Here is an 18,160-nt window from a genome sequence, read left to right on the forward strand (position 1 = left end):
GATAGGGCAGTCTTGTCCCCGTGCCCCGACCCGATCCTGAGCAGCCCGCTGCGAACGCCGCCCATCTCCATGCCGCGACCCTGAAGCGGCTGGAGCAGTCCTCCGGCCGGCTGGCCGCGAACGCGATCGCCCGCATGGACGAGTCGCTGCCCTGGTACCGGGCGATGCCGCCGGAGAACCGGTCGTGGATCGGCCTGGTGGCCCAGGCCGGTATCGCCGCGTTCACCGAGTGGTTCCGGCACCCGGAGACCCCGCAGGCGATTTCGACCGATGTGTTCGGTACGGCTCCGCGCGAGCTGACCCGCGCGATCACACTGCGGCAGACCGTCGAGATGGTGCGCACCACGATCGAGGTCATGGAGGCGGCGATCGACGAGGTCGCCGCGCCCGGCGACGAGTCGGTGCTGCGCGAGGCGCTGCTCGTCTACGCGCGGGAGATCGCGTTCGCCACCGCGCAGGTGTACGCGCAGGCCGCCGAGGCACGCGGCGCGTGGGACGCCCGGCTGGAATCGCTGGTGGTCAACGCGGTGCTGTCCGGGGAGGCCGACGAGGGCGCCGTGTCCCGGGCCGCCGCGCTCGGCTGGAACTCCCCCGAGCACGTCTGCGTCCTGCTGGGCACCGCCCCGGACGGGGACAGCGAACTGACCGTGGAGGCGATCCGGCGGGCCGCCCGGCACGCCAAGCTCCAGGTGCTCACCGGGGTGCTCGGCAACCGGCTGGTCGTGATCGCCGGCGGCAGCGACAACCCGCTCCAGGTCGCCAAGGCGCTGATCGGCCCGTACGCGGCGGGGCCGGTCGTCGCCGGGCCCGTGGTGCCGGACCTGCTGGCGGCCACCCGGTCCGCGCAGGCGGCGGCGGCCGGGCTCCGGGCCAGCGGGGCGTGGCAGGACGCGCCGAGGCCCGTACTCGCCGATGATCTCCTGCCGGAGCGCGCGATGGCGGGCGACCCGGCCGCCCGGGATCAGTTGGTGGAGGAGATCTACAGACCGCTCGAAGAGGCGGGTTCGGCGCTGCTGGAGACGCTGAGCGTGTATCTGGAACAGGCGAGCAGCCTGGAGGGCGCGGCCCGGATGCTGTTCGTCCACCCCAACACCGTGCGCTACCGGCTCCGACGTGTGACAGACGTCACCGGATGGTCGCCGTCCGACGTCCGCTCGGCGTTCACGCTGCGGATCGCCCTGATTCTGGGGCGTCTGGCCGACAGGGATACGCAGTCCTAGACTTTTGTCGGACATCAACAATTCCCCCTACGGTTCTTCGTCCCTGTCCCCACGGGTCTTCCGGACCGTTCACAAGAGAGAGTGTGAGGGTGCTCGTACTCGTCGCTCCCGGCCAAGGCGCTCAGACGCCCGGCTTCCTGACTCCCTGGCTCGAACTCCCCGGTGCCACCGACCGCATCGCGGCGTGGTCGGACGCCATCGGGCTCGACCTCGCCCACTACGGCACGAAGGCCGACGCGGAGGAGATCCGCGACACCGCGGTGGCCCAGCCGCTGCTGGTCGCCGCCGGGCTGCTCTCCGCCGCCGCGCTGGACGCGTCGCCGGGTGTCGTGGCCGGTCACAGCGTCGGTGAGATCACCGCCGCCGCTCTCGCCGGGGTCATCGGCGACGAGGCGGCGCTGCGGTTCGTCCGCACCCGCGGGCTCGGCATGGCCGAGGCCGCCGCGGTCACCGAGACCGGCATGGCGGCCCTGCTCGGCGGTGACCCCGAGGTCACCGTGCCCCATCTGGAGAAGCTCGGGCTGACCCCGGCGAACGTGAACGGCGGCGGGCAGATCGTGGCCGCCGGCACCGCCGAGCAGATCGCCGCGCTGGCCGAGGACAAGCCCGAGGGCGTGCGCCGGGTCGTCCCGCTGAAGGTCGCCGGCGCGTTCCACACGCACCACATGGCGCCCGCGGTGGAGCGGCTCCGGGAGGCGGCGACGGCCCTGGAGGTCTCCGACCCGACCGTGACGTACGTCTCGAACGCGGACGGGAAGACCGTCGCCACCGGCGCCGAGGTCATCTCCCGGCTGGTCGGCCAGGTCGCCAACCCGGTCCGCTGGGACCTGTGCATGGAGACGTTCCAGGAGCTGGGCGTCACCGCGCTCATCGAGGCCTGCCCCGGCGGCACGCTGACGGGGCTCGCCAAGCGCGCGCTGCCCGGTGTGAAGACCCTCGCGCTCAAGACCCCCGACGACCTCGACGCGGCCCGCGCGCTCATCGCTGAGCACGCGAGCGCCTAAGGAGCCCGAGAGCATGTCGAAGATCAAGCCCGCCAAGGGCGCCCCGTACGCGCGCATCATGGGCGTCGGCGGTTACCGGCCGACGCGGGTCGTGCCCAACGAGGTGATCCTCGAAACGATCGACTCGTCCGACGAGTGGATCCGCTCCCGGTCCGGCATCGCCACCCGCCACTGGGCCTCCGACCAGGAGACCGTCTCCGCGATGTCCGTGGAGGCGGCGGGCAAGGCCGTCGCCGACGCCGGGATCACCCCGGAGCAGATCGGCGCGGTCATCGTCTCGACCGTCTCGCACTTCAAGCAGACCCCGGCCATCGCGACCGAGATCGCCCACAAGGTCGGCGCGGGCAAGCCCGCCGCCTTCGACATCTCGGCCGGCTGCGCGGGCTTCGGCTACGGGCTGACGCTCGCCAAGGGCATGATCGTCGAGGGCTCGGCAGAGTACGTACTCGTGATCGGCGTGGAGCGGCTGAGCGACCTCACCGACCTGAGCGACCGCGCGACGGCGTTCCTGTTCGGCGACGGTGCCGGTGCCGTGATCGTCGGCCCCTCGGACGTCCCGGCCATCGGCCCGACGGTCTGGGGTTCCGAGGGCGACAAGTCCGAGACGATCAAGCAGACCGTGGCGTGGGACACCTTCCACACCGACCGTCCGGAGAAGTTCCCGGCCATCACGCAGGAGGGCCAGGCGGTCTTCCGTTGGGCCGTCTTCGAGATGGCGAAGGTCGCCCAGCAGGCGCTGGACGCGGCCGGGATCGCCCCGGAGGACCTGGACGTCTTCATTCCGCACCAGGCCAACATGCGGATCATCGACTCGATGGTGAAGACCCTGAAGCTGCCGGATCACGTCACGGTCGCCCGTGACGTGGAGACCACCGGCAACACCTCCGCCGCCTCGATCCCGCTCGCGATGGAGCGGCTCCTGGCGACCGGTCAGGCGAAGAGCGGCGACACCGCGCTCGTCATCGGCTTCGGGGCGGGTCTCGTCTACGCCGCGACGGTCGTTACCCTCCCCTAGGCACACCGGGTCTTTTCGCCCGGCCGTCCGAACCCAGCAGATACATACCGATAGGAGCGCCGACATGGCCGCCACGCAGGAAGAGATCCTCAAGGGTCTCGCCGACATCGTCAACGAGATCGCCGGCATCCCGGCCGAGGACGTCCAGCTGGACAAGTCCTTCACGGACGACCTGGACGTCGACTCGCTGTCCATGGTCGAGGTCGTCGTCGCCGCCGAGGAGCGCTTCGACGTCAAGATCCCCGACGACGACGTCAAGAACCTGAAGACCGTCGGCGACGCCGCCGACTACATCCTCAAGCACCAGGACTGATCCAGTCGGTTCGTGTGTCGCCACCCGGCGGTGGCGCCGCTGATTCACGACCCTCTACACGTGGAGAAGATTTTCCAGTGAGCCCGACCAATCGCACCGTGGTCGTCACCGGTATCGGCGCAACCACTCCGCTGGGTGGCGATTCCGCATCGACCTGGGAAGGTCTGATGGCCGGCCGTTCCGGCGTCAAGCCTCTTGAGGGCGAACGTTTCGCCGAGCTGCCCGTCCGGATCGCGGCCCTGGCGGCCGTCGACCCGGCGGACGTCCTGCCCCGCCCGCTGGCCCGCAAGCTGGACCGCTCGGCGCAGTTCGCGCTGATCGCCGCGCGCGAGGCCTGGGCGGACGCGGGCTTCACCGCCAAGGCCGGTGAGGACGAGAACATCCGCCCGGAGCGGCTGGGTTCCGTCATCGCCTCCGGCATCGGCGGTGTGATCACCCTGCTCGACCAGTACGACGTGCTGAAGGAGAAGGGCGTACGCCGCGTCTCCCCGCACACCGTGCCCATGCTCATGCCCAACGGCCCGGCCGCCAACGTGGGTATCGAGGTGAACGCCCAGGCGGGCGTGCACACCCCGGTCTCCGCCTGTGCGTCGGGCGCCGAGGCCATCGGCTACGCCGTGGAGATGATCCGCAGCGGCCGTGCCGACGTGGTCCTCGCCGGCGGCACCGAGGCGGCGATCCACCCGCTGCCGATCGCCGCGTTCGCCAACATGATGGCGATGTCCAAGAACAACGACGAGCCCGAGAAGGCCTCGCGTCCGTACGACACGGACCGTGACGGCTTCGTCCTCGGCGAGGGCGCGGGCGTCGTGATCCTGGAGTCCGCCGAGCACGCCGCCGCGCGCGGTGCCCGCGTCTACTGCGAGGTGCTGGGCCAGGGCCTGTCCGCGGACGCCCACCACATCGCCCAGCCCGAGCCGACCGGGCGCGGTATCGCCGCGGCGATGCAGAACCTGCTGGACCAGACGGACCTCAAGCCGTCCGAGCTGGTGCACCTCAACGCGCACGCGACCTCCACCCCGCAGGGCGACCTGGCGGAGCTGAAGGCGCTGAGCAAGGTCCTCGGCGACGATCTGAACCATGTCGCGATCTCCGCGACGAAGTCGATGACGGGCCATCTGCTCGGTGGCGCCGGCGGTATCGAGACGGTGGCGACGGTGCTGGCGCTGCACCACCGCATGGCCCCGCCGACCATCAACATCGAGCACCTCGACGAGGCGGTGGAGGCGGACATCGTGCGCGACAAGCCGCGTCCGCTTCCGGAGGGCCCGATCGCGGCCGTGAACAACTCGTTCGGCTTCGGCGGACACAACGTGGTGCTGGCGTTCCGCACCGTGTGATCCCCCGGCCGGACACGACGGAAGCCCGCCTCCCCCACGGGGGAGGCGGGCTTCCGTCGTGTCCGGCCCGCGTCGCGGGGGCGGCTCAGACCACCTGGTGGAGCCAGCGCACCGGGGCGCCCTCGCCCGCATGGCGGAAGGACTCCAGCTCGTCGTCCCAGGGCTTGCCGAGGAGGGCGGCGACCTCCTCCGCCAGCTCGCTCTCGCCGCGCTGGGCGCGGGCCAGCGCGGCGCGCAGCCGGTCCTCGGGGACCAGGATGTCGCCGTGCATGCCGGTGACGGCGTGGAAGATGCCCAGCCGGGGCGTGGAGCTGTAGCGTTCGCCCTCGGCCGCGGGCGAGGGTTCGGCCGTCACCTCGAAGCGCAGGAGGTCCCAGCCGCGCAGCGCGGAGGCGAGCTTGGACGCCGTGCCGGTGCTGGCCTCCCAGGAGAACTCGGCGCGCCAGGTGCCGGGCGCGGCGGGCTGTCTGATCCAGTCGAGCTGGACCCGTACGCCGAGTACGCCCCCCACCGCCCATTCGACGTGGGGGCAGAGCGCGCGCGGGGCGGAGTGAACGTACAGGACTCCACGTGTCGTCACCGGACCTCCAGTGTGGGACGAGGTTCGCCTTCCCCAGCGGCCTCGTGCCCGTACCACCTCTCACCGGACGGGCCCCGAGGCTGTCATCATTTAACAGCATCGGGAGTTAATATCCGGAAAGGGACAGGAACTGACGTGACGTGATGCACGGAAGCCACCCGAGTGGAGCCGGACGGCCGAACGAGCCACTGGTTCGACGGGGAAAAACTACCGTGCCGCGCCGTCCGAGGTGTGACGTACCGTCGGTCCCGGGTCCATGATTCGCGCTCCCTTCACCCGACGGGGCGCGCGGGCCCGCCGACCGGTGCCGGACAGGTGTGCCGGGGGCATGGGACAGGAGGGGACGAGGACATGCCGGATCGCTCCGCACGGCTCCGCCCGCGCGCCGCGCTGGCCGCGCTGGCCGCCGCGTCGCTCCTCGGCAGCGCGGTGCTGACGGGGTGCGACTCCGGGCCCGGCGAGACGACGAAGGGGGCCGCGGCCGGGGAGGCCAGGCGCCCCGCGCCCGCCCCGCCGGTCTGGAACCGCAGTCCGGATTCGGTCGCCGCCGTGGGTGACTCCATCACCCGCGGTTTCGACGCCTGCTCGGTGCTGGCGGACTGCCCCGAGGCGTCCTGGGCGACCGGCACGGACCGGGAGGTGCGCAGTCTCGCGGTGCGGCTGCTCGGCACCTCGGGAGCGCAGGCGCACAGCTGGAACCATGCGAAGACCGGGGCGAGGATGGCCGAGCTGCCGGAGCAGATGGCGCGGGCGGCGGAAGAGGGCCCGGCACTGGTGACGGTGATGATCGGCGCCAACGACGCCTGCCGGGACTCCGTGCGGACGATGACTCCGGTGGCCGATTTCCGTACCTCCTTCGAGACCTCGATGCGCGCGTTGCGCAAGACGGCGCCGAAGGCGCAGGTGTACGTGTCGAGCGTGCCGGACCTGAAGCGGCTCTGGTCGACCGGGCGGGGCAATCCGCTGGGCAAGCAGATCTGGAAGCTGGGCATCTGCAAGTCGATGCTGGCCGACGCGGACGATCTGGGCCCGGCGGCGGTGGCCCGGCGGGCGGCGGTGCAGGACCGGGTCGTGGCGTACAACCGGGTGCTGCACGAGGTCTGCGCGAAGGACGCGCGCTGCCGGGACGACGGCGGGGCGGTTTTCGACTACCGGTTCACCGGCAGGCAGCTGAGCCAGTGGGACTGGTTCCATCCGGGGCGCGACGGGCAGGCCAGGCTCGCCGAGATCGCCTACCGCACGGTCACGGCGACGCGCCCTCCCGCGTAGAGTTTCCGATCATGGACACGAGTTCGACCACGGTCACGCGCACGGAGCACTTCGGCACCCTCGGGGACGGCACCGCCGTGCACCGCTGGACGCTGGAACGGGCCGGCACCCGGGTGCGCCTGCTGACGTACGGCGCGATCGTGCAGTCCGTCGAGGTGCCGGACCGGGACGGCGCCGTCGCCCCGGTGGCGCTGGGGCTGCCGGACCTGGCCTCCTACCTCCAGTACACCGGGCCGTACTTCGGCGCGCTGGTGGGGCGGTACGCGAACCGGATCGGCGGGGCCGCGTTCACGCTCGACGGGCGGACCCACCACCTCACCCGCAACGAGGGCCGCAACCATGTGCACGGCGGGGCGACCGGCTTCGACAAGCGGGTGTGGGACACCCGCGAGGTGCCCGGCGGGGTGGAGATGTCGCTGGTCTCCGCCGACGGCGAGGAGGGCTTCCCCGGGCGGCTGGAGGTGACGGTGGCGTACACCCTGGACGAGGACGGGGCGCTGCGGATCGGCTACCGGGCGACGACGGACGCGCCGACCGTGGTCAACCTGACGAACCACACGTACTGGAACCTGGCGGGCGCGGAGTCGGGCAGCGCGCTGGGCCAGCGGCTGCGGATCGCGGCCGGGCGGATCACGCCGGCCGACGGGGAGTCGCTGCCGACGGGCGAGTTCCTGCCGGTGGAGGGGACCCGCTTCGACTTCCGGGAGCCGCGTCCGGTCTCCAAGGAGTTCGACCACAACTTCGTGCTGGACCAGGACGTGGACGGTCCGGTCGCGGAGCTGTACGACGAGGTGTCGGGGCGCGTCCTGACCGTCACGACGACCGAGCCGGGCCTGCAGCTGTACACGGCGGACCACTTCGACGGCCGGCCGTTCGGCCCGTGCGCGGGGATCGCGCTGGAGACCCAGCACTACCCGGACTCGCCGAACCGGCCGGAGTTCCCGAGCACGGTGCTGCGGCCGGGCGAGACGTTCGCGTCGAGCACGGTCTACGGCTTCGCGGTGCGCTGACCCACCGGTCCACCGGTCCGCCAGACCACTGCTCCACGGTGGGCAGGAACGGTTCCACCTGCGAGAACGCCGCCTCGGGCGGCAACGCGGCAAGATCGTCGGTGGCACCTGCGGGTGATTCCGGGCGGATCTACGCGCGTTCGCGCAATGCGCCCCGTTCCGCGCCCCTCAGGGTGTCGGCATGACCAACGAACCCTCCGGACCGACGTCCGCCCTGCCCTCCCGCCGCACCCTGATCGCGGGGGCCGCCGCGGGCGCCGCGGCCGGTGCCGCCGCCCTCGCCACCACCGCCGCGACCCCGGCGGGCGCCGCCGTCCCCGCGGCTCCCGCCGCCCCGGTCGCGGCCCCCGGCTCCGACTGGAACGCCTGCCTGGGGGTCGCGCGCGCGATCCTCGTCCGGGACGAGCAGGACCGTTCACTCATCCCGCACTACCGCGACGTCCTGCTGACCAAGGGGCTGCCGCGCAGCCGCAAGGCGCCCAAGAAGGTGCTGGTCGTCGGCGCCGGCCCGGCCGGACTGGCCGCCGCCCGGCTGCTCCACGAGGCCGGGCACAAGGTGACCGTCATCGAGGCCAACGGCAACCGGGTCGGCGGCCGGATCAAGACCTTCCGCGCCGGCGGCCACGAGCACGCGAAGGCGCCGTTCGCCGATCCCCAGCAGTACGCCGAGGCCGGGGCGATGCGCATCCCGGACAGCCATCCGCTGGTCACCGGGCTGATGGACGGCCTCGGCCTCAAGCGCCGCCGCTTCCACCTCGTGGACGTGGACCCGACCGGGAAGCCCGTCAACCACACCTGGATCCACGTCAACGGCATCCGGGTCCGCAAGGCCGACTACGCGAAGAGGCCGCAGGCGGTCAACCGCTCCTTCGGCGTCCCCGCCGCCTTCGAGAACAAGACCGCGGCCACCATCGTGCGCGAGGCGTTCGCCCCCGTGCGCGCGGAGTTCGAGGGCAAGGAGGGCTCGGAGCTGGTCGAGGGCTGGGCCCGGGTCATCCAGCGCTACGGGCACTGGTCGATGTTCCGCTTCCTCACCGAGGCCGCCAAGCTCGACGAGCGCACCATCGATCTGATCGGCACCGTCGAGAACCTCACCTCCCGGCTGCCGCTGGCCTTCGTGCACAGCTTCATCGGCGCCGCCCTGATCAGCCCCGACACCGCCTTCTACGAACTGCCCGAGGGCACGGCGACGCTGGCCGACGCGATGTACGCGCCGGTGAGGAAGCTGGTGCGCCTGGACCGCCGGGCGGCCCGGATCAGCCACGGTGAGGACGGGGTGCGGGTCGAGACGGTGTCGGAGGGCCGCGACGGCACGGTGGTGCGGGAGACCTTCACCGGGGACCGCGCGATCATCACCGTGCCGTTCTCCGGGCTGCGCCACGTCGCGGTCGCGCCCGCGCTCTCGTACGGCAAGCGGCGGGCGATCACCGAGGTCCACTACGACGCGGCCACCAAGGTGCTCCTCGAATTCAGCCGCCGCTGGTGGGAGTTCGAGGAGAAGGACTGGAAGCGGGAGCTGGACGCGATCCGGCCGGGCCTGTACGACGACTACCGGCTCGGCAGGGCCCCGGCGGACGGCTCGCTGCTGGGCGCCCACCCCTCGGTGCCGGCCGGCCATCTGCCGCCCAACCAGCGCGTCCACTACGCCGCGTACCGGGCGACCGCGCGCAACCAGCCCGAGGCCGCCCACGTCATCGGCGGCGGCTCGGTCACGGACAACGCCAACCGCTTCATGTACCAGCCCTCCCACCCCGTCCCCGGCAGCAAGGGCGGTGTCCTCCTGGCGTCCTACAGCTGGGCCGACGACGCCCTGAAGTGGGACTCCCTGGACGACGACGAGCGCTACCCGCACGCCCTGGGCGGGGTGCAGGACGTGTACGGGCAGCGGATCGAGGTCTTCTACACGGGCGTCGGCGCCACCCAGTCGTGGATGCGCGACCCGTACGCGTACGGCGAGGCATCCGTCCTGCTGCCCGGCCAGCACACCGAACTCCTCGCCGACATCCGGTCGGTGGAGGGCCCGCTGCACTTCGCCGGCTGCCACACCTCGGTCAAGCCGGCCTGGATCGAGGGCGCGCTGGAGTCGGCGGTGCGCGCGGCCCTGGAGGTGCACGCGAGCTGACGCGCGGCTAGTCGCCCTTGTCCTCACCTTCGCCGTCGCCCGAGCCGTCCCCGGCCGCGCCCTCGCCCACCAGGTCGCGGGCGAGCAGGGTCGCTCCGGCGACGGCTCCGGGCATCAGGACGACGGCGACGAAGGGGACGAGGAAGGCGAGCCCGAGGGGGACGCCGAAACCGAGGGTCAGCAGCCGCCGGCCGCGCAGCAGGACGAGCCGCTCCTTGAGGGCCAGGCCCCGGCGCTGGAGGGCGACGGCGGTGAGCTCCTCGGCGAGGAAGTAGCCGGTGACGCAGAAGCCGATGACCGGGACGACGGTCTGGCCGGCGACCGGGACGAAGCCGCACGCGAAGAGCAGGACGGAGTAGAGGGCGACCCGGACGAGGACGCGCACGCTGTCCCGGGCCGAGATCCACAGCTCCCGCCAGAACGGCAGCCCGGACTCGGGGGCCTCGCCGCCCTCGGCCCGGTCGACCTCCTCGGACAGCGCCTCGTAGAAGGGCTGTCCGACCAGGAGCGTCACGGCGGTGAAGGTGATGACGGCGAGGAAGAGGCCGAGGGCGAAGACGAGCACGGTCAGCGTGGTGCGCAGCAGCGAGGTCCAGGGCGAGGACCAGTCGTCGGCGAAGGGGGTCGCCCAGCCCACCAGGTCGTCGGCCCCGTAGCCGAGGCCGACCAGGGCGCCCGCGTACAGGACCAGGGTGATCAGGCCGGGGAGCAGCCCGAAGCCGAACCAGCGGCCGTGCCGGGCGACCCAGCGCTGACCCTTGACCAGATAACCGAAGCCCGCCCCGAGATCACGCATGGGCGTCAGCGTAACGGGGCCCCGCGGGGCCCCGTCCGCCGCCCGTCAGGCCAGGCGGATCATGTTCCAGGACATCGGTTCCAGCACGGCGTGGAGCACGCCCGCCTCCAGGGTCGTGCCCTCGGCCGGGTGGGGCGCGACGCGCTCGGGCTCGTCGAGGGTGTTGCGGGCCTCGGGGTCGGCGTCGGCGAGGACCTGGTGCTCGGTGACCTCCGTCAGCTCCAGTCCGTGCAGGGCGATGTGGAGGGGCAGGGCGGTGTCCCGGCCCCGGTTGACGGCGAAGACGGTGACCGCGCCGGTCTCCGGGTCGTGGACGGCGGTGGCGTGCAGCAGGTCCGTCTCGCCGTACTTGGCGGTGTCGTACGTGGGCGAGTCGACGCGGACGTCGAGGACCCGGCCGCGTCCGTGGCGGGCCGTCAGGGCGAAGGGGAAGAAGGTGGTCTGACGCCAGGCGGGGCCGCCGGGTTCGGTCATGATCGGGGCGATCACGTTGACGAGCTGGGCCAGGCAGGCGACGGTCACCCGGTCGGCGTGGCGCAGCAGGGCGATGAGGAGGCTGCCGACGACGACGGCGTCGGTGACGGAGTAGTTGTCCTCCAGCAGCCGGGGGGCCTCGGGCCAGTCGAGCGGGTGGTCCTCGGCCTCCTGGAGGCTGCGGGTCATGTACCAGACGTTCCACTCGTCGAAGGAGAGGTTGATCTTCTTCGCGGACTTCAGCCGGGCGCCGACGTGGTCGCAGGTGGCGACGACGGCCTCGATGAAGGACTCCATGTCGACGGCGGAGGCCAGGAAGGAGTCGCGGTCGCCGCCGGTCTCCTCGTAGTAGGCGTGGAGCGAGACGTAGTCGACGAGGTCGTAGGTCTCGGCGAGCACGGTCGCCTCCCAGGCGGCGAACGTGGGCATGGCGCGGCTGGAGGAGCCGCAGGCGACGAGTTCGACGGAGGGATCGATCTGGCGCATGGCGCGGGCCGTCTCGGCGGCGGTCCTGCCGTACTCCTCGGCGGTCTTGTGGCCGGTCTGCCAGGGGCCGTCCATCTCGTTGCCCAGGCACCACAGCCGGATGCCGAAGGGGTCCTTGTCGCCGTGGGCGACGCGGCGGTCGGACCGTTCGGTGCCGGACGGGTGGTTGGCGTACTCCTGGAGGGCGAGGGCGTCCTCGACGCCCCGCGTGCCGAGGTTGACGGCCAGCATCGGTTCGGTCTGCGGGCCGGCCTTCCGGAGGAAGTCCATGTACTCGGAGAGCCCGAAGCGGTTGGTCTCGGTGGAGCGCCAGGCGAGGTCGAGCCGGCGGGGCCGCTCGTCTACGGGGCCGGTGCCGTCCTCCCAGCGGTAGCCGGAGACGAAGTTGCCGCCGGGGTAGCGGATGGCGGTGACGCCGAGTTCGCGGACGAGCGCAAGGACGTCGGTGCGCAGTCCGGCCTCGTCGGCCGCGGGGTGGCCCGGTTCGTAGATGCCGTCGTAGACGCAGCGGCCGAGGTGCTCGATGAACGAGCCGTAGAGGCGGGGGTCGACGTCTCCGACGGTGAACGCGGGGTCGAGCGTGAAGCGGGCGGTGCGGGTCATGACGTCCTTCGGGGTCCGGCGCACCGGGCGGCGCGCGTACGACATGTTCGAGATTTCGGATAGCGACCGTAACTTCGAACGGACCGTAGAATCGAAGCGCTTGCGCGTCAATGGCCCGCACCGGAATTCCGCCCCGGGAGTCCCGGGGCACGCGAAAGGGGGCCGCACCCCGTGGGGAGTGCGGCCCCCTTCACGGGCGGGCGCGGATCAGCCGAGAGTGACGATCATCTTCCCGGTGTTCTCGCCGCGGAGAAGTCCGGCGAAGGCGTCGAAGCCGTTCTCGATGCCCTCGACGACGGTCTCGCGGTACTTCAGCTCACCGGAGGACAGCCAGCCCGCCACCTCGCGGACGAACTGGTCCTGGAGGCCGTAGTGGTCACCGACGAGCATGCCCTGGAGGCGCAGCCGCTTACCGATGACGAGGGCGAGGTTGCGCGGGGCCGGGGTCGGCTCGGTGGCGTTGTACTGCGCGATCATGCCGCAGATGGTGGCCCGGCCGTGCACGTTGAACGAGGAGATCGCGGCTTCCAGGTGCTCGCCGCCGACGTTGTCGAAGTAGACGTCGATGCCGTCGGGGGCGGCCTGGCGCAGCTGCTCGGCCACGGGGCCGTTCTTGTAGTTGAAGGCCGCGTCGAAGCCGTACTCCTCGGTGAGGAGCTTGACCTTCTCGTCGGAGCCGGCCGAGCCGATGACCCGCGAGGCGCCCTTGATCCGCGCCATCTGGCCGACCTGGCTGCCGACCGCGCCGGCCGCGCCGGAGACGAAGACCGCGTCGCCCTCCTTGAAGGAGGCCACGTCGAACAGTCCGGCGTACGCGGTGAGGCCGGTCATGCCGAGCACGCCGAGGTAGGCGGAGAGCGGGGCGAGGGAGGCGTCGACCTTCACCGCGTGCTCGGCGGGCACCGAGGCGTACTCGCGCCAGCCGAGTCCGTGCAGGACGTGGTCGCCGACCTGGAAGCCCTCGGCGTTCGAGGCGACGACCTCGCCGACCGCGCCGCCGTCCATTGGGTGGTCGAGCTTGAACGGCGGGACGTAGGACTTCACGTCGTTCATCCGGCCGCGCATGTACGGGTCGACCGAGAAGTGCAGATTGCGCACGAGGACCCGGCCCTCGCCCGGGGCCGAGACCGGCGCCTCGCGCAGCGCGAAGTCCTCGGCCTTCGGCCAGCCGTGCGGACGGGCGACCAGGTGCCATTCACGGCCGGACGCGGGAAGGGTGAAAGACATCGCTCGGGGTCTCCTCGGAGTGCGGGGGTGGAAGCCGCGCCACGGGGGCGCAGAAGCTTCATGAGGTGAAACAACCATGCGCCCAGATATTTCATGTTGTCAAGTAACCAGGTATCCTGACCGGCATGGCGTCCCCCCGAACAGACCCGCTGACCCTCGAAGTCGTCGAGCTGATCGGCACCGTCGTCGCGCGCTACTACGAGGAGTACGAGCAGGCCGCGTCCGCGCACGGGCTCACCGGCGCACAGGCCCGGGTCCTCGGTCTCCTCTCCCTCGATCCGCTGCCGATGCGCCGGATCGCCCAGAAGCTGAAGTGCGAGCCGTCCAACGTGACCGGCATCATCGACCGGCTGGAGGCGCGCGGCCTCGTCGAGCGGCGCCCCGATCCGGCCGACCGCCGGGTCAAGCTCGCCGCCCCCACGGAGCTGGGCGCCCGCACCTCCCGGGAGCTGCGGGACTCGCTGGACTTCGCGGGCGAACCCCTCGCCGGTCTCTCCGAGGCCGACCGCGCCACCCTGCGCGATCTGCTGCGTCGGATGCTGGGACTGGACCCGGCCGCATCCCACTGAGGGCAGCGCGCCGGGTGCGGGCGGGCGGACGTCGATGCGCTGACGGTCCGCGCGCCGGTGTGCGAGCGTGGGGCCATGACCCCCGCCGCCCCCTTCGGCCCCCGTGAGTTCCAGCTCGTCCTGCTGCGCCGGATGGCCGACCACCAGCCCGGACTGGTCGAGGACGCCCGGCGGGCGCTCGGCGCCCCGCTCTCGGAGATGCGGGAGGCGAACCGCCGCTGGCAGGCGATGAGCCGGGCGCCCCGGGGGCGGGGCGCGCTGGGCCGCTACCGCTCGGTGCTGGGCGAGCCGGAGGTGTCCGAGCGGCGCGTGATCGGGGACCTGGAATGCGACGCGCTGCTGTGGCCGGTGCCGCTCTGGCCGGAGCTGCGGTTCGAGGTGATGGCCGCGCCGGGCGGCGCGGTGTGGAACGCGTGGCTGGTCCGGGCGCCCGGCGCGCCCTCCCCCGCCCTCGGCCCGGCCGCCTCGCTGCCGCCCTGGTCGTGCACGGTGGACGAGGTGGCCCGCGCCTTCGCCCCGGCCCGCCCGATGGAGGGCAGCGCGCCGACCCGCTGGGCGCTCGCGTTCACCGACCGCGCCACCGGCACCCCGTGCGTCGCGGAGTTCACCTGGGGCCTGTTCCAGCGACTGCTGCCCGGCCGCGCGGAGGGCCGATACGCGGGCGGCTGATCCGGGGACGGCTGATACGCGGACGGGCGATCCGGATCCGGACCCGGGCCGCCGCCACCGTCGTACGAGCGGACGATCCGAGACCTGTTCCGGGCGCGATCCCCAGGCCCGGTCCCCCGGCCGCCACCACAGCCGTACGGACGCCTGATCCGGGGCCTGACCCCGACCGCCGCCCCGGCCGCCCGACCGCCCGGAGCCGGGCCCGACACGCCGTCAGCTCCGTCCCTCCTCCGGCGTATCCCAGCGCGCACCACGCCCACGAACGGCGCACGATGCGAAGAGAACCGGCTGCCCGTCGGTTCCCCCTCAGCGCTCTCGGGAGAACCTGCCGTGACCGTCAGCCTTGAGCAGTTGCGCCGTTGCCATGTCGCCGTCGACCTCGGGGCCGCCCGGACCCGGGTGTACGTCAAGGGGCTCGGGCTCGTCGTGGACGAGCCGAGCGTCGCCGCCGTCAACACCCGTACGGGCTCGCTCATCGCGGTCGGCGCGCTCGCCGACCAGATGACGGGACGTACGCCCCAGTACATCCGGGTGGTCCGTCCGGTCTCCGGCGGCACCGTCGTCGACATCGAGATGGCCCAGCGCATGCTGCGCCATCTGCTGGGCGAGAAGCTCCGCCGCCAGCTGCGGCGCAAGCCCCGGCTGCGGGCCGCCGCCTGCATTCCGCACGAGAGCGATCCGCTGGCCCAGCGCGCCGCGGTCGAGACCCTGGTCGGCCTCGGGGCCCGCCGGGTCGAGCTGGTCGACACGCTGATCGCGGCGGCCGTCGGCTGCGGGCTCCCGGTCGAGCAGCCGACCGCCACCATGATCATGGTGTGCGGGGCGGCGACCACCCAGATCGCGGTGCTCTCGCTCGGCTCGATCGTGACCGCCGTACGCATCCCGATCGGCGGCGAGGCGATCGACGCCGCGGTCATCCAGCATCTGCGCCAGCACCACGAGCTGATGCTGCCGAGCCAGTCCGTGCGCCCGCTCCAGCTGGCCCTCAGCGGCAACGGGCTGACCACGCAGGGCCCCTCCGTGACCGAGATCCACGGCCGGGACGTGGCCACCGGCCTGGCCCGTTCCGTGGAGGTCGACACCGCCGCCGTGCGCCAGGCCATCCACACCCCGCTGACCGCCGTCCTCGACGGCCTCGGCAAGGTGCTGCGGGACTGCCCGCCCGATCTGGTGGCCGATCTCGCCGACTCCGGGATCATGATGGTCGGCGGCAGCGCGCTGCTCCCCGGGCTGGACCAGATGCTCCGGAACGCCACCGGCGTGCCCGTGCACATCGCCGAGCGCCCCGACACCTGCGCGGTCCTCGGGCTCGGCGCCATGCTGGACGGCAAGATCAGCCCGATGGTCCTCGACCCGCTCGCCGGCTGAGCCCCGGGCGCCGATGAACGGTCCCGGGGAGGAGGAAGAGGCGGCGACGCCCGCTCCCGGCGTCCCCCGGTCGCCGCTGCTGCCGAGACTGCTGGAGGCGGTGCTCGCCGTCGGCACCGAACTGGAGCTGCGGGCCACCCTCCAGCAGATCATCGACACCGCCACCGCGCTGACCGGGGCCCGCTACGGGGCGCTCGGCGTCCTCGGCCCCGGCCGCACCACGATCAGCGAGCTGTACGTGACCGGGCTGAGCCCGGAGGAGAAGGCGGCGGTCGGCCCGCTGCCCAACGGCCACACCGGGCTGCTCGGCGCCCTCATCGAGGAGTGCCGGCCGCTGCGCTCGGACGATCTGGCGTCCGATCCGCGCTCCTCGGGGGTGCCGCCCGGCCATCCCCCGGTGCACTCCTTCCTCGGCGCACCGGTCCGCGTCCACCGCAGGGTCTTCGGGAACATCTACCTCGCCGACAAGCGGACCGGGACCTTCACCGAGACGGACACCACCCTGCTGCGGGTCCTCGCCGACCAGGCGGGCATCGCGATCGGCAACGCCCGGCTGTACGAGAGCGCCCGGCAGCGGGAGCGCTGGATCGAGGGCGCGGCAGCGGTCACCAACACCCTGCTGACCGGCGGGAACGTCTCCGACGCGCTGACGACGGTGGCCGAGCGGGCCCGGCTGCTGAGCGACGCGGCGGCCGGGGTGATCCTCCAGCCGACCGAGGAGGGCGGCATGGAGATCGTCGCCGCCTCCACCCCGGAGGACCCGGCCGGCCTGATGGGGACGACGATCGCACCCGGCTCCCCGGTGCTGGAACAACTCCTGGGCGGCGAGGCCGTCTTCATCGACGACTCCGCGACCGATCCCCGGATGACCACCCCGGTCCGCTCGTGCTTCGGCCCGAGCATGATGCTGCCGCTCCAGAGCGGCGGGCGGCTGATCGGCACACTGGCCCTGCCGCGCGGGCGCGGGGCCCCGCCCTACACGGACGTGGAGCGGCTGCTGGCCGCCCAGTTCGCCTCGCAGGCCGCGCTCGCCCTGGTGCTGGCCGACTCCCAGCACGACCGCGAACAGCTGGCGGTCTACGAGGACCGGGATCGGATCGCCCGCGATCTGCACGATCTCGTCGTCCAGCGGCTCTTCGCCACCGAGATGATGCTGGAGTCCACCCGGCGGCGGACCGCCGCCGCCGAGACGGACGACCTGCTCGGCCGGGCCGTGGACGAGCTGGACTCCACGATCCAGGAGGTGCGGACCGCGATCTTCGCCCTTCAGCAGCCGCCGGCCGAGGCCCCGACGACCTTCCGGGGCCAGGTGCTGCGGGAGACCGGCGGGGCGGCCGCGCTGCTCGGCTTCCCGCCGTCCGTGCACTTCGACGGGGCGGTGGACGCCCTGGTCGGCGGGGCCGTCGCGGACCGGCTGCTGGCGGCGCTGCGCGGGGCGCTGGCCGCCGCGCACCGGCACAGCGGGGTGTCGGCGATCGAGGTGGAGGTGGACGCGACGGCGGTGCTGCCGGACGGCCGCCCGGCAGTCCGGCTGTCGGTCGCGGACGACGGCCGGGGGCCGGACGGTGCGTGGGTGCCTCCGGTGACGTGGCAGGAGGCGCTCCAGGAGTCCTGATCCACGGCGGCCCTGATCACGGCCCTACCACGGCCCGGATCACGGCCCGGTTCCGGCCCTGAGGGCGATCCGGGTGCTGGAGTGGGCGACGCCCGCCTCGCGCTTGAGGCGGCGCAGCAGCCCGTCCAGTGCGGCGGTGTCGGCGGCCGTGGCCCGGACGAGGTAGTCGTGGGCGCCCGTCACGTGGATCACCTCGGTGATCCCGGGGAGGGTGAGCACGGCCCGTTCGAAGACCTCGTGGGTGGTGTCCGTCCGCAGGCTGACGTCGATGAAGACGACGAGGCCGGTCCGGGTGTCGGCGGCCGGGTCGATGATCACGGTGAAGCCCCGGATGACGCCGTCGCGGCGCAGCCGGCGCACCCGGTCGGCGGCCGCGTTGGCGCTCAGCCCGACCCGTGCGCCCAGGTCGCGGTACGAGATCCGTGCGTCCTCCTGGAGGGCGCCGAGGATTTCCCTGTCCAGACGATCCATACCGCGATT

The 18,160-nt window shown here is 72.6% G+C and carries 17 protein-coding genes; 12 read left to right on the forward strand and 5 right to left on the reverse strand.

Annotation, left to right across the window (positions count from 1 at the left end; translation table 11 throughout):
- The first annotated feature begins 20 nt into the window (after positions 1–20).
- The 5 genes from ACWCXC_RS34615 (at position 21) to fabF (ending at position 4,892) form a co-directional block, all read left to right on the forward strand.
- The gene (locus ACWCXC_RS34615) at positions 21–1,220 is read left to right on the forward strand and encodes a PucR family transcriptional regulator (protein WP_450685679.1); all 1,200 of its coding nucleotides are present in this window, start codon (positions 21–23) and stop codon (positions 1,218–1,220) included.
- Between the two features lie 89 nt (positions 1,221–1,309).
- Positions 1,310–2,224, forward strand: a complete 915-nt coding sequence (locus tag ACWCXC_RS34620; protein WP_450685678.1) for an ACP S-malonyltransferase — start codon at positions 1,310–1,312, stop codon at positions 2,222–2,224.
- Between the two features lie 13 nt (positions 2,225–2,237).
- Entirely contained in the window at positions 2,238–3,239 is a 1,002-nt protein-coding gene (locus ACWCXC_RS34625) for a beta-ketoacyl-ACP synthase 3 (protein ID WP_450685677.1), read from the forward strand.
- A 64-nt stretch (positions 3,240–3,303) separates the two neighbouring features.
- Complete coding sequence (locus ACWCXC_RS34630; protein ID WP_383632907.1) at positions 3,304–3,552, forward strand: acyl carrier protein; 249 nt, start codon at positions 3,304–3,306, stop codon at positions 3,550–3,552.
- A gap of 77 nt (positions 3,553–3,629) precedes the next feature.
- Positions 3,630–4,892, forward strand: coding sequence for a beta-ketoacyl-ACP synthase II (fabF, locus tag ACWCXC_RS34635; RefSeq protein WP_450685676.1), 1,263 nt, complete (start codon positions 3,630–3,632; stop codon positions 4,890–4,892).
- 85 nt (positions 4,893–4,977) lie between these two features.
- On the opposite strand, the gene ACWCXC_RS34640 is transcribed toward fabF, so the two are convergent.
- Entirely contained in the window at positions 4,978–5,472 is a 495-nt protein-coding gene (locus tag ACWCXC_RS34640) for a DUF3145 domain-containing protein (protein WP_450683976.1), read from the reverse strand.
- Positions 5,473–5,823: 351 nt separating this feature from the next.
- Here ACWCXC_RS34640 and ACWCXC_RS34645 point away from each other — a divergent pair, with 351 nt between their 5' ends.
- From ACWCXC_RS34645 to ACWCXC_RS34655, 3 genes are all read left to right on the forward strand, one after another.
- Positions 5,824–6,741, forward strand: coding sequence for an SGNH/GDSL hydrolase family protein (locus tag ACWCXC_RS34645; RefSeq protein WP_450891555.1), 918 nt, complete (start codon positions 5,824–5,826; stop codon positions 6,739–6,741).
- Positions 6,742–6,752: 11 nt separating this feature from the next.
- Positions 6,753–7,751 carry an aldose epimerase family protein gene (locus ACWCXC_RS34650; protein WP_450683974.1) on the forward strand — a complete coding sequence of 333 codons (999 nt, stop codon included), beginning with the start codon at positions 6,753–6,755 and terminating at the stop codon, positions 7,749–7,751.
- A 181-nt stretch (positions 7,752–7,932) separates the two neighbouring features.
- Positions 7,933–9,873: a flavin monoamine oxidase family protein gene (locus ACWCXC_RS34655; protein ID WP_450683973.1), complete on the forward strand. Its 1,941-nt coding sequence runs from the start codon at positions 7,933–7,935 to the stop codon at positions 9,871–9,873.
- Between the two features lie 7 nt (positions 9,874–9,880).
- Here ACWCXC_RS34655 and ACWCXC_RS34660 read toward each other — a convergent pair whose 3' ends face one another.
- The 3 genes from ACWCXC_RS34660 to ACWCXC_RS34670 form a co-directional block, all read right to left on the reverse strand.
- On the reverse strand, positions 9,881–10,669 hold the full coding sequence (locus tag ACWCXC_RS34660; RefSeq protein ID WP_450891556.1) for an EI24 domain-containing protein: 789 nt from the start codon (positions 10,667–10,669) through the stop codon (positions 9,881–9,883).
- A gap of 45 nt (positions 10,670–10,714) precedes the next feature.
- On the reverse strand, positions 10,715–12,232 hold the full coding sequence (arfA, locus tag ACWCXC_RS34665) for an arabinosylfuranosidase ArfA (RefSeq protein WP_450891557.1): 1,518 nt from the start codon (positions 12,230–12,232) through the stop codon (positions 10,715–10,717).
- A gap of 207 nt (positions 12,233–12,439) precedes the next feature.
- On the reverse strand, positions 12,440–13,459 hold the full coding sequence (locus ACWCXC_RS34670) for an NADP-dependent oxidoreductase (RefSeq protein WP_450683970.1): 1,020 nt from the start codon (positions 13,457–13,459) through the stop codon (positions 12,440–12,442).
- 125 nt (positions 13,460–13,584) lie between these two features.
- On the opposite strand from ACWCXC_RS34670, the gene ACWCXC_RS34675 reads away from it, so the two are divergent.
- The 4 genes from ACWCXC_RS34675 (at position 13,585) to ACWCXC_RS34690 (ending at position 17,680) form a co-directional block, all read left to right on the forward strand.
- Entirely contained in the window at positions 13,585–14,028 is a 444-nt protein-coding gene (locus tag ACWCXC_RS34675; RefSeq protein WP_450683969.1) for a MarR family winged helix-turn-helix transcriptional regulator, read from the forward strand.
- A 75-nt stretch (positions 14,029–14,103) separates the two neighbouring features.
- Complete coding sequence (locus tag ACWCXC_RS34680) at positions 14,104–14,697, forward strand: hypothetical protein (protein WP_450683968.1); 594 nt, start codon at positions 14,104–14,106, stop codon at positions 14,695–14,697.
- Positions 14,698–15,027: 330 nt separating this feature from the next.
- Complete coding sequence (locus tag ACWCXC_RS34685; RefSeq protein ID WP_450683967.1) at positions 15,028–16,065, forward strand: rod shape-determining protein; 1,038 nt, start codon at positions 15,028–15,030, stop codon at positions 16,063–16,065.
- 13 nt (positions 16,066–16,078) lie between these two features.
- Complete coding sequence (locus ACWCXC_RS34690; protein ID WP_450683966.1) at positions 16,079–17,680, forward strand: GAF domain-containing protein; 1,602 nt, start codon at positions 16,079–16,081, stop codon at positions 17,678–17,680.
- Positions 17,681–17,719: 39 nt separating this feature from the next.
- On the opposite strand, the gene ACWCXC_RS34695 is transcribed toward ACWCXC_RS34690, so the two are convergent.
- Positions 17,720–18,151 (reverse strand): Lrp/AsnC family transcriptional regulator, encoded by a 432-nt coding sequence (locus ACWCXC_RS34695; protein ID WP_450683965.1) that lies wholly within the window; start codon positions 18,149–18,151, stop codon positions 17,720–17,722.
- Positions 18,152–18,160: the final 9 nt, after the last annotated feature.

This window comes from Streptomyces sp. NPDC001515 (assembly GCF_053597115.1).